20 protein-coding genes and 1 tRNA gene are annotated in these 20,696 nt (G+C 52.8%); 15 read left to right on the top strand and 6 right to left on the bottom strand.

What is annotated here, in order from left to right; genetic code table 11:
• Positions 1 to 44 precede the first annotated feature (44 nt).
• The 5 genes from ACFR81_RS05335 (at position 45) to ACFR81_RS05315 (ending at position 4,869) form a co-directional block, all read left to right on the top strand.
• Positions 45 to 683 carry a DUF501 domain-containing protein gene (locus tag ACFR81_RS05335; protein ID WP_190617023.1) on the top strand — a complete coding sequence of 213 codons (639 nt, stop codon included), beginning with the start codon at positions 45 to 47 and terminating at the stop codon, positions 681 to 683.
• A 33-nt stretch (positions 684 to 716) separates the two neighbouring features.
• Positions 717 to 1,670, top strand: a complete 954-nt coding sequence (locus tag ACFR81_RS05330) for a Ppx/GppA phosphatase family protein (protein WP_343876142.1) — start codon at positions 717 to 719, stop codon at positions 1,668 to 1,670.
• 115 nt (positions 1,671 to 1,785) lie between these two features.
• Positions 1,786 to 3,075, top strand: coding sequence for a S8 family peptidase (locus tag ACFR81_RS05325; protein WP_343876143.1), 1,290 nt, complete (start codon positions 1,786 to 1,788; stop codon positions 3,073 to 3,075).
• 228 nt (positions 3,076 to 3,303) lie between these two features.
• On the top strand, positions 3,304 to 4,689 hold the full coding sequence (locus ACFR81_RS05320; protein WP_190617018.1) for an NAD(P)/FAD-dependent oxidoreductase: 1,386 nt from the start codon (positions 3,304 to 3,306) through the stop codon (positions 4,687 to 4,689).
• Between the two features lie 103 nt (positions 4,690 to 4,792).
• A tRNA-Leu gene (locus tag ACFR81_RS05315) sits at positions 4,793 to 4,869 on the top strand.
• 101 nt (positions 4,870 to 4,970) lie between these two features.
• Here ACFR81_RS05315 and ACFR81_RS05310 read toward each other — a convergent pair.
• Positions 4,971 to 6,179, bottom strand: a complete 1,209-nt coding sequence (locus ACFR81_RS05310; RefSeq protein ID WP_343876144.1) for an ROK family transcriptional regulator — start codon at positions 6,177 to 6,179, stop codon at positions 4,971 to 4,973.
• Positions 6,180 to 6,361: 182 nt separating this feature from the next.
• On the opposite strand from ACFR81_RS05310, the gene ACFR81_RS05305 reads away from it, so the two are divergent.
• The 4 genes from ACFR81_RS05305 (at position 6,362) to ilvA (ending at position 11,030) form a co-directional block, all read left to right on the top strand.
• Positions 6,362 to 7,249, top strand: a complete 888-nt coding sequence (locus ACFR81_RS05305; protein ID WP_343876145.1) for a Cof-type HAD-IIB family hydrolase — start codon at positions 6,362 to 6,364, stop codon at positions 7,247 to 7,249.
• A 120-nt stretch (positions 7,250 to 7,369) separates the two neighbouring features.
• Complete coding sequence (locus tag ACFR81_RS05300; protein WP_343876146.1) at positions 7,370 to 8,275, top strand: Bax inhibitor-1/YccA family protein; 906 nt, start codon at positions 7,370 to 7,372, stop codon at positions 8,273 to 8,275.
• Positions 8,276 to 8,446: 171 nt separating this feature from the next.
• Positions 8,447 to 9,700 (top strand): AI-2E family transporter, encoded by a 1,254-nt coding sequence (locus ACFR81_RS05295; protein ID WP_083147358.1) that lies wholly within the window; start codon positions 8,447 to 8,449, stop codon positions 9,698 to 9,700.
• Between the two features lie 61 nt (positions 9,701 to 9,761).
• Entirely contained in the window at positions 9,762 to 11,030 is a 1,269-nt protein-coding gene (gene ilvA, locus ACFR81_RS05290) for a threonine ammonia-lyase (RefSeq protein ID WP_145175560.1), read from the top strand.
• Between the two features lie 87 nt (positions 11,031 to 11,117).
• On the opposite strand, the gene greA is transcribed toward ilvA, so the two are convergent.
• Together greA and ACFR81_RS05280 are read right to left on the bottom strand one after the other, a co-directional pair.
• A complete protein-coding gene (gene greA, locus ACFR81_RS05285) occupies positions 11,118 to 11,618 on the bottom strand; it encodes a transcription elongation factor GreA (protein WP_145175558.1) in 501 nt (166 codons plus the stop codon).
• Between the two features lie 168 nt (positions 11,619 to 11,786).
• Entirely contained in the window at positions 11,787 to 12,200 is a 414-nt protein-coding gene (locus tag ACFR81_RS05280; RefSeq protein WP_343876147.1) for a DUF4307 domain-containing protein, read from the bottom strand.
• A gap of 186 nt (positions 12,201 to 12,386) precedes the next feature.
• Here ACFR81_RS05280 and mca point away from each other — a divergent pair, with 186 nt between their 5' ends.
• The gene (gene mca / locus ACFR81_RS05275) at positions 12,387 to 13,310 is read left to right on the top strand and encodes a mycothiol conjugate amidase Mca (RefSeq protein WP_343876182.1); all 924 of its coding nucleotides are present in this window, start codon (positions 12,387 to 12,389) and stop codon (positions 13,308 to 13,310) included.
• 94 nt (positions 13,311 to 13,404) lie between these two features.
• Positions 13,405 to 13,734, top strand: coding sequence for a hypothetical protein (locus ACFR81_RS05270; RefSeq protein ID WP_068172849.1), 330 nt, complete (start codon positions 13,405 to 13,407; stop codon positions 13,732 to 13,734).
• Between the two features lie 132 nt (positions 13,735 to 13,866).
• Here ACFR81_RS05270 and trhA read toward each other — a convergent pair whose 3' ends face one another.
• Positions 13,867 to 14,568 carry a PAQR family membrane homeostasis protein TrhA gene (trhA, locus tag ACFR81_RS05265; RefSeq protein WP_083147352.1) on the bottom strand — a complete coding sequence of 234 codons (702 nt, stop codon included), beginning with the start codon at positions 14,566 to 14,568 and terminating at the stop codon, positions 13,867 to 13,869.
• A 176-nt stretch (positions 14,569 to 14,744) separates the two neighbouring features.
• Here trhA and ACFR81_RS05260 point away from each other — a divergent pair, with 176 nt between their 5' ends.
• From ACFR81_RS05260 to ACFR81_RS05245, 4 genes are all read left to right on the top strand, one after another.
• Positions 14,745 to 15,506, top strand: a complete 762-nt coding sequence (locus ACFR81_RS05260; RefSeq protein WP_068172846.1) for an isoprenyl transferase — start codon at positions 14,745 to 14,747, stop codon at positions 15,504 to 15,506.
• A gap of 14 nt (positions 15,507 to 15,520) precedes the next feature.
• A complete protein-coding gene (locus ACFR81_RS05255; protein ID WP_068172845.1) occupies positions 15,521 to 16,048 on the top strand; it encodes a prepilin peptidase in 528 nt (175 codons plus the stop codon).
• Between the two features lie 16 nt (positions 16,049 to 16,064).
• Positions 16,065 to 16,550: an NUDIX hydrolase gene (locus tag ACFR81_RS05250; protein ID WP_068172844.1), complete on the top strand. Its 486-nt coding sequence runs from the start codon at positions 16,065 to 16,067 to the stop codon at positions 16,548 to 16,550.
• Between the two features lie 67 nt (positions 16,551 to 16,617).
• Entirely contained in the window at positions 16,618 to 17,181 is a 564-nt protein-coding gene (locus ACFR81_RS05245; RefSeq protein ID WP_145175785.1) for a cadmium resistance transporter, read from the top strand.
• Between the two features lie 85 nt (positions 17,182 to 17,266).
• Here the strand turns inward: ACFR81_RS05245 and ACFR81_RS05240 are convergent, their stop codons facing one another.
• Together ACFR81_RS05240 and ACFR81_RS05235 are read right to left on the bottom strand one after the other, a co-directional pair.
• The gene (locus tag ACFR81_RS05240; protein WP_343876148.1) at positions 17,267 to 19,018 is read right to left on the bottom strand and encodes a pyruvate dehydrogenase; all 1,752 of its coding nucleotides are present in this window, start codon (positions 19,016 to 19,018) and stop codon (positions 17,267 to 17,269) included.
• 190 nt (positions 19,019 to 19,208) lie between these two features.
• Complete coding sequence (locus ACFR81_RS05235) at positions 19,209 to 20,615, bottom strand: class II fumarate hydratase (protein ID WP_068172837.1); 1,407 nt, start codon at positions 20,613 to 20,615, stop codon at positions 19,209 to 19,211.
• Positions 20,616 to 20,696 lie beyond the last annotated feature (81 nt).

Here is a 20,696-nt window from a genome sequence, read left to right as displayed (position 1 = left end):
CATTTCTCAGCACTGGAAGGTGCTGAATACATTTCAAGGAAATGATGAGCACCGAACACACTAGTACTTCGCAGAAAAATTCGTCTGCGGCAGCCCTCTCTACCTCGGATACCGGTTCTCCCGGTGGGTTTGGAGTGACTGCAGAAACTCTGGCTCCCAGCGCGCTTGATATTCACGTGCTATCGCAAGAATTAGGTCGGCAGGTACGCGACGTCGCAGAAATCCCCGCCCGTTGCGTTTGCGGAAATCCGCTGGTGGCGGCAACTGCACCGCGCCTTTCCAATGGCTCGCCTTTTCCTACCGTGTTTTACCTTGCTCACCCCGTCATTACAGCGGCAGCTAGCCGCTTTGAGGCAGAGGGCAAGATGTATGAGATGACTGATCGCATTGCAGAGGATCCAGAAATCGCCCAGCAGTATCAGGCGGCGCACGAAAATTACATTGCCGAGCGTGAGCGTATTCGCCTCCAGACTGGAACCGAAGAAGTCCCTGAGATTGACGGTATTTCAGCCGGTGGCATGCCCACCCGCGTGAAGTGCTTGCACGCCGTATTAGGGCACACCCTTTCTGTGGGTCGCGGCATCAATCCTTTTGGCGATGAAACCCTTGATTTGATTGCTGAGTATTGGACACCCGAGCAATGCGCTTGTGATCCCGCCTGGCGCGAATCATTTGAGGGCTAAAAACTACCGGCTGACAACGAAAGAGGTACTACGGTGCGTATCGGTGCCATTGACTGCGGAACTAACTCCATTCGATTACTCATTGCCGAGGTGGAGCAGACTGAAAACGGCCCTCAGCTCGTCGATTTAGAACGAATCATGAAGATTGTTCGGCTGGGCGAAGGCGTGGATGCCACCGGAAAATTCGCAGAGGCTGCGCTCCAACGTACTTTTGCTGTTGCTCGTGAATACGCGGAAATACTGGCTCGGTATGATGTGCAGAGCCTGCGCTTTGGCGCAACTAGCGCCACTCGCGACGCCCAGAATCGGCAAATTTTTATCGAGGGTATTGAAGAAATACTGGGAGTACGCCCCGAAGTCATTGCCGGAGAAGAAGAGGCAGCTCTTTCGTTTGCCGGTGCGGCGTCGGCGGTTAATAACTCGGATCAGCGCACCGTTGTGGTCGATTTGGGTGGCGGTTCTACCGAATTTGTATTGGGAAACCAACAGGGGATTGTAGCGGCGCGTTCGCTGAACATCGGATGCGTGCGGCTTACCGAACGTTATGCGGCGTCCTCGCCTCTGACGGTGGAACAGCGGGAGCAAATTCTCCTCGATGTCGATCGTGCAATTGATGAAGCCGCAGAGACAATTGACTTCTATTCGGCTGAGCGGCTAATTGGCGTGGCGGGAACCGTCACCACAGTGACCGCCCATGCCCTCAATCTTGATACTTATGATTCACAGGCAATCAACGCCACCTACCTGCCGGTTAAAGAAATTGAAAAAGCAGCGCGTTCGCTCTACTCCATGGATAGGGAACAACGCGCGGCTCTGGGGTTTATGCATGAGGGCCGCATCGACGTTATCGGCACCGGTGCGCTTATCTGGGCACGTATCGTTGAACGCCTCTCGCAGCTCAGCGGGGGAAAAATTGACGGTGCCATCGCCAGCGAATTCGATATTTTAGATGGCCTGGTGCTCTCTCAAATAGATTCAACCCGCTAATCTCTCGACGCGTCCCCCCATGTTTGATTCATTTCCCCGAAGCCACCGAACGTTACCTACCCTTTTAGCTACGGCGGGGCTCACCTGCGCGCTCAGTCTGTCAGGTACAAGTGCAGTGCTTGCTGTACCTACTCCTTCAGCGCCGCCTTCTTACCTGCCTTCGATTCCAGCTATTGACACTCCGCCGGGAGATTCGATTCGTGCACGCGAATACTGGCTGACTGACTATGGTTTCGATGACGCGTGGAAAGAAAGCACCGGTGAAGGTGTCACGGTAGCGGTCATTGATACAGGGGTAGACGCCACCCATCAAGATTTGAAAAACAACGTGGTAAAAGGGTGGGACGCCTCCGATAAAGGTGACGACGACGGCGGCGAAGGTCTAGGTGTAGAACCGGAGCACGGGACGCTGGTGGCCTCAATGATTGCAGGGCACGGGCACGACGACGGCATAACTGTTGGGGATTCCTCCTGGCCCGGGAAGCCGGCAGGGATGTTGGGCGTGGCGCCCGACGCTAAAATCATGCCTATTTCGCTTGAAATTGGAACGGTGGGGGAGAACCACAAGTCGATTGACGAGCAGATTCCTCAGGCAGTGAAATATGCGGTCGATCATCATGCCAATATTATTAACCTCTCGGTGGGGTCTAATAACACCTCCTGGCCACAGTCATGGGACGAGGCATTCGCTTATGCTGAAGAAAAAGGAGTGCTCATCGTAGCTTCTTCGGGCAACCGGGGTTCGGGCGTGACCCAGGTGGGTGCCCCTGCCACTATCCCCGGCGTGCTCACCGTCGGAGGTGTGGACGCGCGGAGGAAAGATTCGTGGTCTTCCTCCTCGCAAGGTATTTCCATTTCAGTTGCTGCGCCCAGTGAAAACTTGATGGGGGCAATACCCGGAGATAACTACGCGGTGTGGTCTGGTACATCGGGAGCAGCCCCTCTCGTGACCGGGTTAGCAGCTCTTATTAAAGCTAAGTACCCGAACCTGACTTCCCATCAAATTATTCAGCGCATTATTGAATCTGCCGATGACGGGGGCGAACCCGGGCGTGACCCCATCTATGGATTTGGAATTATCAACCCCTCTAAGGCGCTAGGGGAGGACGTTTCCGACAATGCATCGCAGAATCCTCTGGGTTCTGTTAAAGAATGGATTGCTGTACATCGCAAAACGGAAAACCAGGAAGTTGCCGATGCCTCTGCCACGCCAACACCTGTCCACCAAAAAGGCGAGCAGGTGCACGACGTTGCTGCCCCTACCCCCTCACGCCCGGCTGAAGACTCGGGGATTCTCCCGTTTATTGTGCTCGGAGGCTTTGCTTTCTGGGTAGTTATTATCACTGCAGGAACGGTTCAGTGGCTCAAGGGCGGCAAAAATCGCGAGCCACGAAGCATAAAGTAAGAATATGTTGTGAAGTAAGGTTATCTTTCAGCTAAATCTGTGCCGCTCTTCCGCGGTGCAAATGTTATTTGTTGCTTTAAGATGGCAAGATAGCCTATGAGCAAATGTACTCATCTGCCCGAGTACACCACTATCTAAAAGGTGTTATTTTTAAAGTAAATATTTTCGGCGCAGACTATGGTATGTGCTGTCTAAAGCACCACCTAGAAGACAAGGAAGAAGCATAATATGGCATTCACCAAATTGGCTCAGGATCGTCCTCGCGTACTTATCGTAGGCGGCGGTTACGTGGGCTTCACCGTGGCACAGAAGATTCAGAAAGCTGTGAAAGAAACCGGCGGCGTTGTTACCATCGTTGAGCCTAACCCCTACATGACCTACCAGCCCTTCCTTCCCGAAGTTGCAGCAGGTTCCATAGAAGGACGCAACGCTACCGTTCCTTTGCGCCAGCACCTGCGCGACACCGAAATCGTTGGTGGACGTATCACCAAGATTAACCACGCTACCAAGACCGCTACCGTTGAGCCTATCGACGCTGGCGAAGCTTTTGACATTACCTATGACGAGATTGTTTTGGGCGCAGGCGCTGTAACCCGCGCGTTCCCCATCCCCGGTCTTGCTGAAGTAGCTATTGGCATGAAGAGCGTTGAAGAAGCTGTTGCTGTACGCAACTGGGTTCTTGAGCGTATCGAAGTTGCTTCTTTGGAAGAGAACGAAGACGCTCGCCGTCGTGCGTTGACCTTCGTTATTGTCGGTGGCGGTTTCGCAGGTATTGAAACCATTGCTGAACTCGAAGATATGGCCCGTGAAGCTGTTAAGCGTAACGATCGTCTGCGCGTTTCAGATTTGCGTTTTGTATTGGTTGAAGCTGCTCCTCGCATTATGCCTGAGGTTCCTGCTGACCGTGCAGAGAAGGTTGTTGCTGAACTTCGTGCCCGCGGCATCGAGGTTCTGTTGAATACCTCTCTTGCAGACGCAACTGATGGCCACTTGGCGCTCATCAACATGGGTGATAAGTCCCCTGCCGGTGAACTCGACACCGATACTTTGATTTGGACTGCAGGCGTTGCCGCTTCACCCATGCTCAAAGACACTGATTTCCCCATCGACGAGCGCGGTCGCGTTCGCGTAGGCGCAGATTTGCGTGTTACCGGCGATAACGGTGTTATCGAAGGCGCATGGGCAGCTGGCGATAACGCTGCTGTTCCTGACCTCTCCGGTGGCGGCGTTGGCGGCTTCTGCGTACCTAACGCGCAGCACGCCTCACGTCAGGCAGTTAAGCTTGCTGAAAACCTCTTGGCAGCTCGCCGCGGCGAGTCCTTGACCGACTACTACCACGAGAACATGGGTGCAGTAGCAGGTCTGGGCTCCTGGAAGGGCGTTGCAAACATCAAGGGCAAGAGCATCAGCGGTCCTCTTGCATGGTTGATGCACCGCGGTTACCACGGCATGGCTATCCCCACCACCGAGCGTACCGCTCGCGTGGTTGCTGGCTGGGCTATGAACCAGATCTTCGGTCGCGACACCACTTCGATTCGTCACCAGCGTTCACCCCGCCGCGCATTCCAAACTGCTACCGGTACCGCTCCTGAAAAGTCAAAGGCACGTCTCTAATCGAGACGCCTTCTTACGGCGGAATATAACGTATTCCGAATTTTCTGGTATAAATAACTAGATAGTTTTCTGTGCCTACCGTTTTGGCGGTAGGCACAGCTCAGCTCCCATAGCCCAATTGGCAGAGGCAGAGGACTTAAAATCCTTGTGTTCTGGGTTCGAGTCCCAGTGGGAGCACCATGATTTCAGCCTGCAGCAGAGGCAGAGATAAAAAGCGCACCGGCTCTCATGAGCCGGTGCGCTTTTGCATATGAAACAGGTATGAGGAGAGAGATTAGTCTCTACTTGTACTCATTTGCTGGAGCGCTGATTCCAAAGTTGATGGGTCGATCGGGATAAAGCAATCCCAGTTCATGGGGATTAGCAAGCCCCAAACGTACCATCGCGAGCAGATGAGAGCCTTCACGAACACCATCACGGATAGCGCGCGCACCGTCCTCACTGACAATGATGTTGAGATCGTGCCAGGGGTATTTTTCGCTGATGAGCTCGGTGAGCAGGCTCAAGAACGCCTTATTTTCGACGGCGGGGCCGGTCAATAGAAGCGCCGAGGGGTCTGTAATAATTGCTGCGTTGACGATGCTCTCTGCAAGGCTCATGAGGTAGAGCTGGGAACTTTCGGATTCCGGATCAGCCACAATGAGTTCAGCAGTTTTTTTAAAGTTAAGGTAACCGCCTTCGTCGCTGAGAAAACTATGCTCATCTACAACGCCAAGGGTTCGCAAACGCTGCCGTAAGGTTTTATTTTCTGCAGATACTAAATGGATGAGGCCGTTACGCCCCGATGCTCCTCGATAGAGGCGACCGTTGATGGCAAGAGCTGCAGAGATTCCTTCGTTCAGATGAATTCCCAGCACTACGGGGACGTGTTGGGCAATACCTTCACGAGTTTCATTCAGTAAAACCCAGTTGATGCGGTCGTCAACCATAACAGGGCAATTGAAACGTTCGGTGAGGTAACTATAGAAATCTAGAGGCTGATCGTGGTACCCCAAATCGGGTATCTTGCCGAGCTGCTGGGTATTGGGATTGACAGGGGAGGCCACTGCCACAGTCGCGGCAAGGATAGGAAGAGAAATATCTTTCACCAACTCATCGATAAGGGTCTCCAAAGTCTGCTGAATAACCGCGTTACTTTCCCAATAGGTGGGTACTGAAACCTGGGCGAGCTGTTCTCCGCGGAGATTATAAATTGCTCCTCTGAAGCAATCGGTTTCAGCGCTCACAGCGAGGGTGTATCCCAGAGTATCGGCGAGATCATAGAGTTCGGGTACGCGACCGCGCTTGCCAGAAGCTCCGGCATCCTTTGCCAACGCCTTGATGTAGCCGCGCTCCAACAGACGCGAAGCAGCCTCAGAGGCAGTGGGGCGGGAAAGATTGTGCTCAGTTGCTATTTTTGCACGAGAACTAGGGCCATTCTCCATAATGTACTTGAAGAAAAGCCTGTCCGAAGTTGGCGCTGGAGATGATGCGCTCGGCTCATAACTCATGAGAAATCCTCTATATATGCGTGTGATATTACTCAGCCTAGCCTTACTGAGCCCTCAAAAGAGATATTGAAATCCATAAATGTGTTGAAAGCAAGTTGATATTTGTTTAAACCGTGCATATTGATGAGCTTTCAAGGTAGCTTTGGATGTAAGCTCAGACACTACTCAGGTTGGGAGAAACCTTGACGCTCAAACTTATTGCCACCGATATGGACGGAACGCTACTCACCGATGCCGAGAAGACATTCGACCATGAATATTTTGGCCGGTTACTAACGCGCATGGAAAAACTCGACGTTAAGTTCGTGGTGGCTAGCGGTAACCAGTTTCCCAAGCTATTGCAGTACATGCAAGACTTTTTGGGAAGGAACATCCTCTATGTGGCTGAAAACGGAGGCTACATAGCGCGAGAAGATAGAGATATCCTCATTTCTGCTTTTTCCCCCGAGACAGTTGCTGCTGTGGTTAAAGTTTTGGACCAGTTTCCCGATCTCGGTTTTATCATTTCCGCCCATGAGGGAGCTTTTCTGATTCGTGACCGCGCAGAACCCATCACCCGCATTGTGCGTGAACACATGGAGTTCTTAGGTGCCGAAGTACCCCGAGAATTGGACTACATCAGCTTTATCAATCGTTTCTATCCTGGCACTCAGGTGATTGAGAGCTTGGATGAGATGGGAGATGCATCGGTGGTTAAGTTTGCGTTGCAAACTCACCGGCGGGATATTGAGAACATCTTGAAGCAACTGGTGGATCTGTTGCCCTCTAACGTTGTTCCTGTAGCCAGCGGTTTCGGCGCGATAGATTTGGTCTCACGTGGCGTGAATAAGGGTTCTGCTCTCAAATGGGTGGGGCAGGAGCTAGGCATTAAACCCGAAGAAATGATTGCCTTTGGCGATAATTCCAATGACCTTGAGATGCTGCAGTATGTAGGGGAGGGGATCGCCGTAGAAAACGCTGCCCCCCATGTAAAGGCTGTTGCCGACACCGTTATTGGCACGAACGAGGACGGCGCGGTGCTGAAATATATCGAGGTCAAGCTTGACCAATTAGAGAGCGCCCAGCAGTAATTATTGAAAGTGAACACTGGCTGGGAATTGTTCACCAGCAGGTAAACCCTCTCGATTTTTAGGTACATTTGGGATAACATTTCATAAAATCACTGAAACTATAGAGGAGTACTGAAAGCCTTGGCTGGCAATCCCCTTATTCAATCCATGACTAATTCGCAGAAGCAAGATTCGCGCTTTGGTCGCTTCGGCGCCGATAGCGCTACTGCTGGACAAAATTATTCTGCACAACCTCACGGCTACGGTACCGGCTACGCACAACCCCAGTACGGTCAGAACCAGTATGCTCAGGGTCAATATGCTCAGCCCACTGCTGAGGATTTGAACTCGATGTATCGAGCTCCTTCGGCAGGACCTGCTGACACCAATCGGTTGACAATTAACGACGTCATCGTCAAGACCGGTTTGAACCTCGGCTTGGTCATCGTGGGCGCTGCCCTGGGTTGGTTTATACCCATTTTGATGTTCGTAGGTGTTTTCGGTGGTCTCATTCTTGGTCTGGTGAACTCCTTTAAGAAAAAGGTTTCGCCCGCTTTGGTGATGGGTTACTCCCTTCTCGAAGGTATGGCGCTGGGCGGTATTTCGGTCTTCTTCGAGTCCGTATACCCCGGCATTGTGGGGCAAGCTGTTCTAGGTACCCTCATCGTTTTTGCTACCATGCTGGCGCTTTTCCGCTCGGGTAAGGTACGCGCATCATCCAAGGTCACCAAGGTGTTCTTGGGCGCGATGATTGCATACTTCGTGTTCTGCATGATTAACTTGGGCTCTGCAATTTTCTTCCAAACTAATATGCGCGATTTCGAGCTCTTTGGAATTCCACTGGGTCTTATTGTTGGTCTGTTAGCTATCCTGATGGGTGCTTACTCGCTGGTCCTGGACTTCACCAACGTAAACGAAGCTGTCCAATACGGTGCTCCAGAGCGCGAATCATGGCGCCTAGCATTCGGACTGGTCGTCACTTTGGTCTGGCTCTACATCGAAATTCTGCGCGTAATCTATTACGCCCGCTCATTAGCTGATGACTAATCCTAAGAGTCCTTAAAGCTCTAGAGAAGACGCGCACATCATAATGATGTGCGCGTTTTTCTCATGTTGCAGAGATATTCCATCCCCTACTATAGATAAATAAGGGGGCTTCTTTATTGAGTAAATTGATTCAGCATATCTGCCCTCTCCATCGATGAAATGAATATGAATATGAATGAAAATCTAGAGCTTGATAGTCGGGATATACGAGGTGGAAGTAGCGCTCGTACAGCCGGCGCCTACATTCCTTTTGCGCTATCCACCGCAGCAGAATGGGCTTGGCGTCTGATTGTCGTGGGAATTGCCGGTTATGCCATTTTTACTGCTCTCTCTAAGGTGAGCCTGATTGTAATATCTTTGGCAGTAGCGGTTTTGCTAGCTGCTCTCATTGTTCCCGTCGTGTATTTTTTGCGACGCCATAAAATCCGTGCAGGTCTTGCCACCGCTATCGCCGAGCTCGGGCTGATTATCGGTGTCATTCTTCTGCTGACCTTGGTCGGACAGCAACTGACCAGCGGTTTTTCCTCTCTGTCTACTCAGGTGGTAGAAGGGTATAACCAGCTCATGGCGTCCTTGCAGAACCTACCGTTTAACTTTGGTGCAGAACAGATAGACAGCTATATCTCGCAGTTTGCGAACTGGTTGAAAGAGAATTCTTCTACCGTTCTATCGGGTGTGGCTTCAGTAGGATCTACCGCTGCTGATTTCGGTACCGGCTTGATTATCTGCCTCTTTGCCCTGATCTTCTTCTTGATGGAGGGCGAGCGGATCTGGCTCTTCCTCGTCGGTCTATTCCCCAAAGCAGCTCGCCGTCCCCTCAATGGTGCAGGACGCCGTGGGTGGAAGTCGCTTGTGAGCTACGTACACATGCAGGTTCTGGTTGCTTTTATCGACGCCGTAGGTATCGGACTTTCTGCATTCTTCTTGGGCGTTCCTTTTGCACTACCCGTTGCCGTCTTAGTCTTTATCGGCTCATTTATTCCTATGGTGGGTGCTGTTGTGACCGGTGCGGTAGCAGTATTGCTTGCCCTGGTAGCAAACGGTCTGGTGAATGCTTTGCTCATGCTGCTGATGGTGATTATCGTTCAGCAGATTGAGGGGCACATCCTTCAGCCGCTGGTCATGGGTAAAGCTGTTTCGCTTCACCCGCTTGCTGTGTTCTTGGGTGTAGCTGGTGGATCCTTGCTCTTTGGTATTGCCGGTGCTCTGTTCGCCGTACCTATCTTGGCTGTCATCAACACCGTGATTCGCTACCTCGCTCATCGGGAATGGGAAGATGACTCTTCGATTCGCTCCGAACCTTTCCTCTTTGAACACGAAATTGAACGCCAGAAGAAGAAAGACATTGCCCAGATGGTCAGAGAACGTCTAGAAGCTTTGAGAAAAGACGGCCACGATAAAGACGTTTCATCCATTGGAATCTAATCCCTTCTGCAGGGTGACTGGGTACTATGCTTAGTTCACGTTGAAGATATGTATCCACCAGATGAAGGAACCCACCGTGGCGTATTCTGCACTTGAATTACCGGTAACTCTCGATGACGTTCAACAGGCTGCCGAACTTCTTGAATCGGTGATTGAGCTGACGCCGGTGGAACACTCGAGGGCCCTCACAAACGCGTTGGGCTCCGAGGTTTACCTCAAATGTGAGAATCTGCAACGGTCAGGTTCCTTCAAGGTGCGTGGAGCCTACGTTCGTATGGCTAAGCTCTCCGCCGAGCAAAAAGCTTACGGCGTAGTTGCCGCCTCGGCTGGTAACCACGCACAAGGGGTTGCTCTAGCTGCTGAACAACTTGGTATTAAGGCACGCATTTACATGCCATTGGGCGCGGCTCTGCCCAAGATCGCAGCTACGAAGTCCCGTGGCGCTGAGGTTATTCTGCACGGCGCTACGGTCGATGAGGCGCTCGCCGAAGCAAAGAGGTATGCCGAAGAAACCGGCGCCGTCTTCGTACATCCCTTTGATAACGCGGATATTATCGCTGGTCAGGGGACGATCGGTCTGGAAATTCTTGAACAGGTTCCCGACGTCGAAACCATCATTGTTGGAGTCGGTGGTGGAGGGCTTCTGGCAGGAATTTCGGTCACGGTTCGGGCGCTCGAAGAAAAGCTGGGGCGAAAAATCCGAATCATCGGCGTGCAGGCAGAACATGCCGCCGCGTACCCGCCGTCGCTGGCTGCCGACGCTTTAGTACCGCTGAAAAAAGTCTCCACTATCGCAGACGGCATTGCCGTTGGTCGACCGGGGCAGATGCCCTTTGACATCATTAAAGAGCTCGTAGACGATGTCCATACGGTCTCTGAAGACGATATTGCGCGTGCATTGATTTTCTTGATGGAGCGCAACAAACTGGTGGTCGAACCAGCCGGATCAGTACCTGTGGCAGCGGTCATGGATCGTGAAATCGAGAAAAAATACGGGAATCTAGGCACAACCGTCTGCCTGCTCTCGGGCGGAAATATTGACCCGATGCTGATGCTCAAAGTCATCCAGCGCGGTCTTTCAGCTGCCGGGCGCTATCTCACCATCAAAATGATGCTACAAGATCGCCCCGGTGAGTTGACCACTATTTCCTCCATCATCTCCTCGCTGGATGCCAACGTCACCGGCGTTGACCATACCCGCGTGGGCGGTGCGCTATCCATGGGTGATGTCTCTATCACCATTGATATGGAAACCAAAGGAAATGAGCACTGCGAAGAAGTTCTCTCAGCATTAACCGATGCAGGCTACCAGCCTATCGTGGTGTATTAAAAAATTCTGAGGGATTAGTGAAGCCCGGCTGAGTGAAAACTCAACCGGGCTTTATCCGTTCAGCGCGCTTTGAGGGTTTTCTACGCCTTATGCAGAGAAAGGCTTAGCGGTCTTAATAACAACTTCCATGGTCTTACCATTGGGAGCTTCGTAGGAGACCTTGTCTCCTACCTTATGCCCGTTGATTGCAGAACCCATCGGTGACTTCTCAGAGAAAACCTGCAGGTCTTCATCGCCCACCAGAGTTTCCGCTACTTCGCGGGAGCCCAAGAGGAACTTCATGGTCTTGCCAGCAATTTCGGCTTCAACGACCATGCCGGGCTCGACGACGCCGTCGTCTTTCAAAGGTTCGCCCACCTGTGCAGTCTCTAGCAGGTGCTTGAGCTGCGCGATGCGACCCTCGTTCTTGGACTGTTCTTCGCGGGCAGCATGGTAGCCACCATTTTCTTTGAGGTCGCCCTCATCGCGGGCAGTTGCGATACGCTCAATGATTTCCTGGCGGTAGGGACCAGAGATACGGTCGAGCTCCTCCTGGAGACGATCGTATGCATCCTGGGTCATCCAAGCGCCTTCAGTTTCTTCAGCCATGATGTTCTCCTTCCATACAGACGGGAATCTGTAGTTACATAATAAGAGGGGCTGGCAACCAGCCCCGTTCGAATGTGCCCTATTCTACGTGCACTTAGTGTGTTTGGCTAATATTCGCAGTGGTATTAGTCTCAAGTGAAATATGACGAACTTGCGGAGGCAGCGTCGTTAGCCGGCGTTCCAGCAGCGGTCGACCGTGACAGTAGTGGCAGTGGAAAGAACTCGCACCGTTGAGGTTTGCTGGCGGACGGTAGAGTCACCCATCTCCGGCGAATTGGGGCCGATAGTGACTTCGGTCCATCCCACCGGCGCGCTGGCTTCATTCAGTGCTTTCAGCGCGCAGATTGCCGTAGACTCGGGGTCTTTGACCACCTCGAAGGTCAGCGTGACTTCGTCGTCGCTCTTGAGATTGTGGCTGATGTCCTTAAAATCTGGGCTGGACGACGCCTGATGCAGTTGAACCCAACCCACAAATGCAATACCAATTACAGAGGCAATCACAGCCAGCGAAATCCAGAATGAGCGCGGTAGCTTTTGACGCCGATTCGCTGTTCCATAGCGGGAGTCCAGGGAGCTAGACATGCTCATTCTCCATTCACACTGGGTAATATCCATCGGTATATTTTCAGGTCTATTAGCTAGACTAACTATGGCGCTTTTACAGATGCGCCCACATACCTTTTTCTACCATATCGAAGAAATCATGGAGTTTCCCTGGTGAGCGTTACAAATAATTCATTGAATACCGCAGAAGAACCGAATACATCGTTGCTCTCTGAGCTCAAGCCCCTGGCGGACGATTACTCGGGCTTGCGTATTCTTGCTGTACACGCACACCCCGACGACGAATCCTCCAAAGGCGCTGCCACTATGGCCGCCTACGCTGAGCGTGGCGCGCGCGTCATGGTTGCAACCATGACCGGTGGCGAACGCGGCGACGTTCTCAACGAGGCGGTAAAAGAGAACCCCGCAGCTTTCCGTGACCTGCCGGGCTTGCGTCGGCAGGAAATGGCAGAAGCTGCCAAAGTTTTGGGCATCGAACACCGCTGGGTTGGGTTTGTAGATTCAGGACTACCTGAGGGTGATCCGCTACCCCCGCTGCCCTGGGGTAGCTTTGCTACGCTGTCGCTGGAAAACGCCGCAGCGCCACTGATTCGTCTTGTCCGGGATTTCAAGCCCCACGTTATTCTCAGCTACGACGAAAACGGCGGCTACCCCCACCCCGACCACATTATGAGTCATAAAGTTGCGGTAGAAGCATATGAAAAAGCAGGTGACGCTTCTGCATACCCCAACGAGGGCAAGCCTTGGGCGCCTGCCAAGCTTTACTATGACCTTGCCTTTAACCCTCAGCGTATTCTTGCTTTCCATGAATTTCTGCTGGAGCAGGGACTAGACAGCCCCTATGCCCAGTGGATTGCGATGCGCCAGGAGGCTGAAGAGGGGAAGATTCCGCCGGTTTCCCGCCACCAAACCACCACGAAAATTCCAGCTGTCGAGTACTTCACCCGGCGCGACCAAGCCCTGCTCGCCCACGCTTCGCAGGTAGCTCCCGGAGATCTTTTCTTCGCCGTCAGCCCCGAACAGCAGCGCGACATCTGGCCCTGGGAAGATTACGTACTCATTGATTCGCGCGTCAAAACAGAACTACCAGAATTTGACTTCGCCGATGGTATCGATTTCTCGAACTAGCGGTCAGACTCCAAATAATCTGAATAAACGCGTAAAATAAGGCTGAATAAGGGTGCTGTAGCGCCCGCGCCGTCACTGATGGGATACAAGAAACGTGATTTACCCTCTTCTAGCTAGCACAGTAATTGTTGCAGCCGATGCCACGCAACAGCAGTATAACCAGGACGGCTCGCCGACCGGTTCCCCTGGAATCATGGGATTTATTATCACGTTGATTCTGGGTATCGGGATTATTTTGCTGATGTTGGATATGACTCGACGTGCGCGCCGTCTACGCTACCGCAACGAGTACGCGATGGCGCGTGAGGCAGAAGAGCGCGCTCGCGCCCTCCAAGAGCAAGAGGGGTCGGTCTCGGTCACCACAGCTGATGATCTGAAGAATCTGGCGTTGAAATCTGAGACACGAGAAAATTTCCATTTGTAAACATAAGGGGCTCCCGATGGGAAGCCCCTTTTCTTTGCACTGCATGAGGTGATTGCTTATAACTGCTGAGCCGGGCTGGAGTTGTTTCTTTTCCTTATGAGCCGCCCCAATACTATGCCTGCGCCCAGGGATTCAGGAAGAAATCGCGAAGACAACTGCTATATAGTGCAGCGTGAAACCGATAATGGTGCACACATGAAATAGCTCGTGAAAGCCGAAATAACGCGGGGACAGGTGGGGGCGTTTGAGAGCGTAAAACACCGCGCCCAAGATATAGATGGCTCCACCTACCGCCACTAGGACGGTCGCCGGGGGAGATACCTGCCAGAAGTCGCCGAGGTAGAACACCGCCATCAACCCCATCACCACATAAATTGGGGTATAGAGCCAGCGCGGCGCGTGCGTCCATAGAACCCTAAACAGAACCACCGACAGCGCGCATGCCCAAATAATCCAGAGCAACGTGGTCTGCTGTGCATCGCTCAGAAGAGCCATAGCAAGAGGCGTGTAGGTGCCAGCTATAACGAGGGCAATGTTTGCATGGTCGAGCCGTTTGAAGAACAAGCGCAGACGCTCGGGCCAATAAGCGCGGTGATACATTCCAGAAAAACCAAAAAGCATGACGCCGGTTAGTGCAAAAATCGCGCACCCCAGCCCCAAACGTCCGCCGCCGGAGAGCGCAATCAGGACGATGCCCGCCACAAAAACGAACGGGGCGAACCCCGCGTGAAGCCATCCGCGCATCAGCGGTTTCAACTCAACACCGTTGATGACGATGGGTGCAGGAACTTTCCTGCGAGATTTCTTATTCTTTGAAGACGCAACAGTTGACATCAGAACCTCACATCTCTTTGACCAATCGTTGCACCTATTATCCCTCTATTGCGGGAAAGACTCTACTGCCTCCGCGCATCACCGCGACCGCGGAGAGACTGCGGTACGATAAAAAGTGTTGCCCAACCGTGTGTTGGTACCGCAATACGTCCATTGATGCCTAAGGAGCCAGATCCGTGAAGCTATCTCAGCCACTGTATAACGTGTACGAGCGCTCACTGGCTGGTGCAATTCCTGCAGACAAACTTCCCCAACATATTGGTGTGCTGATGGACGGCAACCGCCGCTGGGCAGCGCAACTGGGGGAGAGCACCAAACACGGGCATGAGGCGGGTGCTAAGAACGTGGTCGATTTTCTGTCATGGTGCAGGGAATTGGGCATTCCGATGGTGACTCTCTACATGCTTTCTACTGAAAACCTCAAGCGGAGCCCTGCCGAACTGGCAGATTTGCTGGACGTCATCGAGAACCTGGTGGGTTACCTCGCTGAGAGTAAAGTAGGCAAAATTCGGCCGGTGGGGCAACTGACCTCTTTGCCGGCGTCGCTGTGCCAAGCATTTGACGCAGCTGGGGAGCAAACCGAGGAAATCTCTGACCTTCAAGTGAATATCGCCGTGGGGTACGGCGGGCGGCAGGAGATTGTGGACGCCGTTCGTGAACTCCTCAAAGAAGAGGCGGCCGCGGGGCGTTCGATGCAAGAGGTAGCCGCTGGTCTTGATATCGAAGATATTAGCCGCCACCTTTACACCAAGGGTATGCCTGACCCTGATTTATTGATTCGCACCTCGGGTGAGCAACGGCTCTCTGGCTTTCTGACATGGCAATCCGCCTATTCTGAGTTTTACTTCTGCGAAGCTCTGTGGCCTGATTTCCGTCGCGTCGATTTCTTGCGGGCTCTCAGAGATTTCTCCAACCGCCAGCGCCGCTACGGCTCATAAGCTGATACTTTTTCATGCAGGTTTACCTAAACCATTATTTTGCGCAGGCTAGTGCAGGGCATGTAGTAGCCGGCGTTCAAGGCGCTTTGCTGGTGTTCGCGCTGGTTGTTTTTCTGTTTCAGGGAGTGCGCTTAAGTGTCATTGATATCCGCGAGCACCGCTTACCGGATCGAATCGTTCTTCCACTGTATCTCTGGGTGGGCATACCGATTTTTCTGATTTTCATACTGAGCGATGATTTTTGGCACGCCCGCCAGAGCACCTATAGTGCTGTCTTTCTGATGGGGTCTTACTGGATTCTACGCAAAGCTTCCCGCAACGCACTGGGTCTAGGCGACGTTAAACTTGCCGGCATTATCGGTTTGATATGCGGTTTTGTTGCTCCTCTCAATATTATTTGGGCAACTCTCATTGCTTTTGTACTGGGAGGTTTGGTGAGCGTTGCGCTGGTGGTGACCCGCAAAGCACGTGCAAAAACCCATATCCCGTTTGGCCCTTTCATGCTCATCGGCGCCACCTTCGCCCTTTTTATACCCGCCTAAACTGGAGGAGTCCTTCATGCCAACACCAGAATTTATTACCAGCTTAAGAGCAAAAATTGGTCATGAGATGCTGTGGCTCTCTGGAGCTACCGCAGTCATTCAACGCGAATCAGACGGCAAAATTCTGCTGGTTAAACGGTCAGATAACGGGCGCTGGACGCCGATTACCGGCATCGTGGACCCGGGGGAGAATCCGGCGCTCACCGTCGTCCGCGAAGCCCAAGAAGAAGCCAATGTAAGCATCGAGGTAGTGGCATTTGCCCAGCTCAAAGCAGATCCACCCCAGCAATTTTCTAATGGGGACAAATGTCAGTTCTTAGACCATACTTTCTTTTGCAGATATGTTGCGGGTGAAGCGAAAGTCAACGATGAAGAATCCTCAGAGGTTCACTGGGCAACCCGCGAGGAAATTAACGATCTGTGCGGGGAACGCATGATTGACCGCATCGACGCTGCGCTAGATTGGCGCAACGGCGCGCGTTTCGGATTTGAATCGGTCTAGAAAATACACATCAGTTGTACAGCAATTTTAGAAGGGGTTTCTAGTGCTCACTCACATAATTCAAGCCATGGGGTTATTTGTCGTCACGAACATCGACGACGTCATTATCCTTTCGCTCTTTTTTGCCCGAGGAGCCGGAAAGTCTAGAACGACCGCGTGCATTATGCTCGGTCAGATGGTGGGGTTCGTGGGTATCCTTGCCGTGGCTATTCTGACTGCCTGGGGTGCGAACACTTTCTTGCCCCCACAAGCTATCCCATATTTTGGTTTAATCCCGCTGGTTCTCGGGCTCAAAGCGGCTTGGGATGCATTTCGTGGCGAGGACGACGATGAGCTTGATAGCTCCCGAGGCGTCTCTATAGCAACCGTGGCAGCCGTAACTTTTGCAAACGGTGGAGACAATATCGGCGTCTATGTGCCTGTCTTTTTAAGCGTGGGCTATCAGGGCGTGCTGGTGTATTCGTTGCTCTTCCTGCTGATGACCGTGGCACTTGTCTATCTCGCCAAATTTGTAGCGACCCGCCCAGGCATCGATGAACTGCTTGAAAAAGGGGAGCGTTTTCTCTTTCCGTTGGTGCTGATTGTGCTAGGTATTGCGATTTTGGTCAGCGGGGGAGCATTCGGGCTGTAGGTTAAAAGTTTTGACCGCCGTAGCGTGTTTTGACCAGGTATTCATGGTCAAAACACGCTACGGCGGTCAATCGATTTTTAGAAGGTTAGAGCTGACGCCAAGCACGCGCGTTGCGCAGGTTCGACCGTGCCATAGCCACAGCTTCACCAGCGCCACGGTTCAGCGCAATTTTCGACAGCGACGTCGCGAATCCAACAATCTGGCTAGCTTCAACCTCAGGAGGCATTGATAGAGCGTTGGGGTCGGTAATAACCTCGACCAACGAAGGACCATTGTGGGCAAGAGCCTTCTCGTAGGCTGCCTTCAGATCCTTAGCGCGGGTTACTCGAATTGCCTGGAAGCCCATAGCTTCTGCGATGTCCGCGTAGTTAGTTGCAGGAACATCCACACCATAATCTTCAAAGCCCTGCACCAGTTGCTCGAGCTTGACCATACCCAGAGTTGAGTTATTGAACGCAACCACGGTGAGGGGCAGGTCGTACATCTTAGCAGTGAGCAAATCGCCCAGCAGCATGGAGAGTCCACCGTCGCCCGATACTGAAATTACCTGGCGGTTGGGCTGGGAAACCTGAGCACCAATTGCCATGGGCATCGCATTCGCCATCGATCCGTGGAGGAACGAACCGAGCAAAAGACGCTTGCCATTAGGGGTGACATAGCGAGCGGTCCACACGTTGCACATGCCAGTATCTGCAGTGAAGATGGCGTCTTCAGATGCAACTTCGTCCAAAATAGCCATAGCGTATTCGGGGTGAATAGGACCCTTGCGGGAAGGCTTCTCAGCGTAAGCTCCTACGACCTTGGTCATGATGGCTTCGTTCTTCTTGAGCAGGCTCTTGAGGAACTTACGGTTCTTCTTGTACTTGACCAGCGGCAGGACGGCGCGCAAGGTGGCCCCGGCGTCCCCTTCGACCATCAAACCCACGTTGGTGCGGCGGCCCATGACGGCGGCGTTGCGGTCAATCTGGATGGTGTCGGTATCGGGGAGGAACTGATCGTAGGGGAAGTCGGTGCCGATGAGAATCATCAGATCGGCTTCCTTCATGCCCTCTGCAGCTTCACCGTAACCGAGCAGACCGGTCATGCCGACGTCGAAGGGGTTGTCGTACTGAACAAACATTTTGCCGCGCATGGAGTGACCCACAGGAGCCGCAGCCTTATCTGCCAGGGCAACCAACTCGCTGTGAGCACCCTCCACACCGGCACCAGCGAAGATAGCTACCTTGTCCGCCTTGTTAATGCGATCGGCAATTTCCTGGATGGTCTGCTGATCAGGAACGATGGCGCCGCGGCGCAAATCTCCCCACTCGGGAACGTTCTCCACTGCCTCTTCTGCAGCGATATCACCGGGAATCGAAACGACGGCGACGCCGCGGTTTCCGATGGCGTGGCGCATAGCCGAATTCATGATGCGCAGGGTCTGTGCGGGATTAATCGCCATCTCTGAATACGAGGAACACTCAGCGAACAGGCGATCGGGGTGGGTCTCCTGGAAGTAGCTGGTGCCAATCTGAGCAGAAGGAATATGCGAGGCGATAGCCAGAACAGGAGCTTGCGAACGATGTGCGTCGTAGAGCCCGTTAATCAGGTGCATATTGCCAGGACCGCAGGAACCAGCACATACTGCCAATTCACCGGTGACCTGAGCTTCCGCGCTCGCTGCGAAAGCTGCAACTTCTTCGTGGCGAACGTGTACCCAGTCGATACCGCCCTTTGCGGAACCGCCGGATTCGCGGACGGCGTCCACAATTGGGTTAAGTGAATCACCCACGACGCCGTAAATACGCTTGACGCCGGCATCAATGAGCTGCTGGATTATTTGTTCTGCAAGTTTCACTGAAGTGTCCCTTTCGTTGTCTTTCTTCTATCTTTAGCAGATTAGATTGCTGAAATATTCCTATAGTAAGCCTACTGTGATTCGAAACGCTGGTGCTTATCGTTGGTATCACAGAGTTTTGTGTCATATAAAGAAATCCCAGCCCTTGAGAGCAAGGGCTGGGATTTACCTCCTGAATGTCATGGAAGGCTTAGTAGTTACCGAGCATCTTGGTGACGTCCAGCGCCTCATCGAGCTGAGTTTCGGTGACTTCACCACGTTCAACATAACCAAGCGCAATCACAGCTTCACGAACAGTGACCTTGTGCGCTACCGAGTACTTAGCAATCTTTGCTGCGGCTTCGTAACCGATGAGCTTATTCATGGGAGTTACGGTGGACGGCGAAGCTTCAGCCAAGAAACGGGCACGCTCTACGTTAGCTTCCAAACCGTCAATCATCTTGTCTGCCATCACGCGGGAGGTGTTGGTGAGCAAGCGAATTGACTGCAGGAGGTTAGCTGCCATGACGGGAATACCCACGTTGAGCTCAAACGCACCGTTGGTGGAGGAAAGCGCAATAGTGGTGTCGTTACCGATGACCTGCGCAGCAACCATGATGGATGCCTCACAAATCACTGGGTTGACCTTGCCGGGCATGATAGATGAGCCAGGTTGCAAATCAGGAATGTGCAGCTCACCCAGGCCAGTGTTTGGACCAGAACCCATCCAACGAAGGTCGTTGTTAATCTTCATAAAGGAGTAGGCGATGTTGCGCAACTGACCCGATGCTTCAATCAGACCGTCACGGTTTGCCTGAGCCTCAAAATGGTTGCGTGCTTCGGTCAGGGGCAGACCGGTTTCTTCAGCGAGAAGTTCAATCACGCGAGCAGAGAAACCATCGGGGGTATTGATGCCGGTGCCCACAGCAGTTCCGCCCAGGGGAACTTCAGCTACACGGGGCAAAGACGCCTCAATACGCTCGATGCCATAGCGAACCTGAGCTGCGTAACCGGAGAACTCCTGACCCAGAGTTACAGGGGTTGCGTCCATGAGGTGGGTACGACCCGACTTGACGACGTCATTGAACTCCTCAGCTTTACGTTCCAAAGACTCAGCGAGGTATTCCAAGGCGGGTTTCAAGTCATTGATGAGCGCCGATGTTGCTGCCACGTGTACTGAGGTGGGGAAAACGTCGTTAGAGGACTGCGAAGCGTTGACGTGGTCGTTAGGGTGAACCGAGACGTCCTTGCCTTCTAGTGCTTTATTCGCCAGGTTGGCGAGGACCTCGTTGGTGTTCATATTTGAGGAGGTTCCCGAACCGGTCTGGAAGACGTCGATGGGGAAGTGTTCATCGTACTCACCGGACGCTACCAAATCAGCGGCATCACGAATTGCTTGTGCGCGCTCAGCGTCGAGCACGTTCAGTTCTTCGTTAGCGGTTGCTGCAGCTTTCTTGATCAGGGCGAGCGCCTTGATATGCGCTGATTCGAGGGTCTGACCGGAGAGAGGGAAGTTCTCCACTGCGCGCTGAGTCTGTGCGCTGTAGAGGGCGTCTTTGGGAACTCGAACTTCACCCATGGTGTCATGTTCAATGCGGTATTCAGTGTTTTCTGCCATAGTTCTAACCTTAGTCTGTTTGGGCTCGTCCTACATGGTCGAGGGTAGAAAAAGCTGCAACTTTGCGAAATATGAGGAGCG

The sequence above is a fragment of the Rothia amarae genome, assembly GCF_042677725.1.
GTDB lineage: Bacteria > Actinomycetota > Actinomycetes > Actinomycetales > Micrococcaceae > Rothia > Rothia amarae.
Note: the sequence above shows the minus strand (reverse complement) of the source record. Positions and strands in the feature narration are given on the sequence as shown.

Bases quoted from the DNA above. Each gene is read 5' to 3' on its own strand.
- ACFR81_RS05335 (WP_190617023.1), top strand. From the start codon at position 45: ATGAGCACCGAACACACTAGTACTTCGCAGAAAAATTCGTCTGCGGCA.
- ACFR81_RS05320 (WP_190617018.1), top strand. From the start codon at position 3,304: ATGGCATTCACCAAATTGGCTCAGGATCGTCCTCGCGTACTTATCGTA.
- ACFR81_RS05310 (WP_343876144.1), bottom strand. From the start codon at position 6,179: ATGAGTTATGAGCCGAGCGCATCATCTCCAGCGCCAACTTCGGACAGG.
- ACFR81_RS05295 (WP_083147358.1), top strand. From the start codon at position 8,447: ATGAATGAAAATCTAGAGCTTGATAGTCGGGATATACGAGGTGGAAGT.
- ilvA (WP_145175560.1), top strand. From the start codon at position 9,762: ATGAAGGAACCCACCGTGGCGTATTCTGCACTTGAATTACCGGTAACT.
- greA (WP_145175558.1), bottom strand. From the start codon at position 11,618: ATGGCTGAAGAAACTGAAGGCGCTTGGATGACCCAGGATGCATACGAT.
- ACFR81_RS05280 (WP_343876147.1), bottom strand. From the start codon at position 12,200: ATGTCTAGCTCCCTGGACTCCCGCTATGGAACAGCGAATCGGCGTCAA.
- trhA (WP_083147352.1), bottom strand. From the start codon at position 14,568: ATGTCAACTGTTGCGTCTTCAAAGAATAAGAAATCTCGCAGGAAAGTT.
- ACFR81_RS05255 (WP_068172845.1), top strand. From the start codon at position 15,521: ATGCAGGTTTACCTAAACCATTATTTTGCGCAGGCTAGTGCAGGGCAT.
- ACFR81_RS05250 (WP_068172844.1), top strand. From the start codon at position 16,065: ATGCCAACACCAGAATTTATTACCAGCTTAAGAGCAAAAATTGGTCAT.
- ACFR81_RS05245 (WP_145175785.1), top strand. From the start codon at position 16,618: ATGGGGTTATTTGTCGTCACGAACATCGACGACGTCATTATCCTTTCG.
- ACFR81_RS05235 (WP_068172837.1), bottom strand. From the start codon at position 20,615: ATGGCAGAAAACACTGAATACCGCATTGAACATGACACCATGGGTGAA.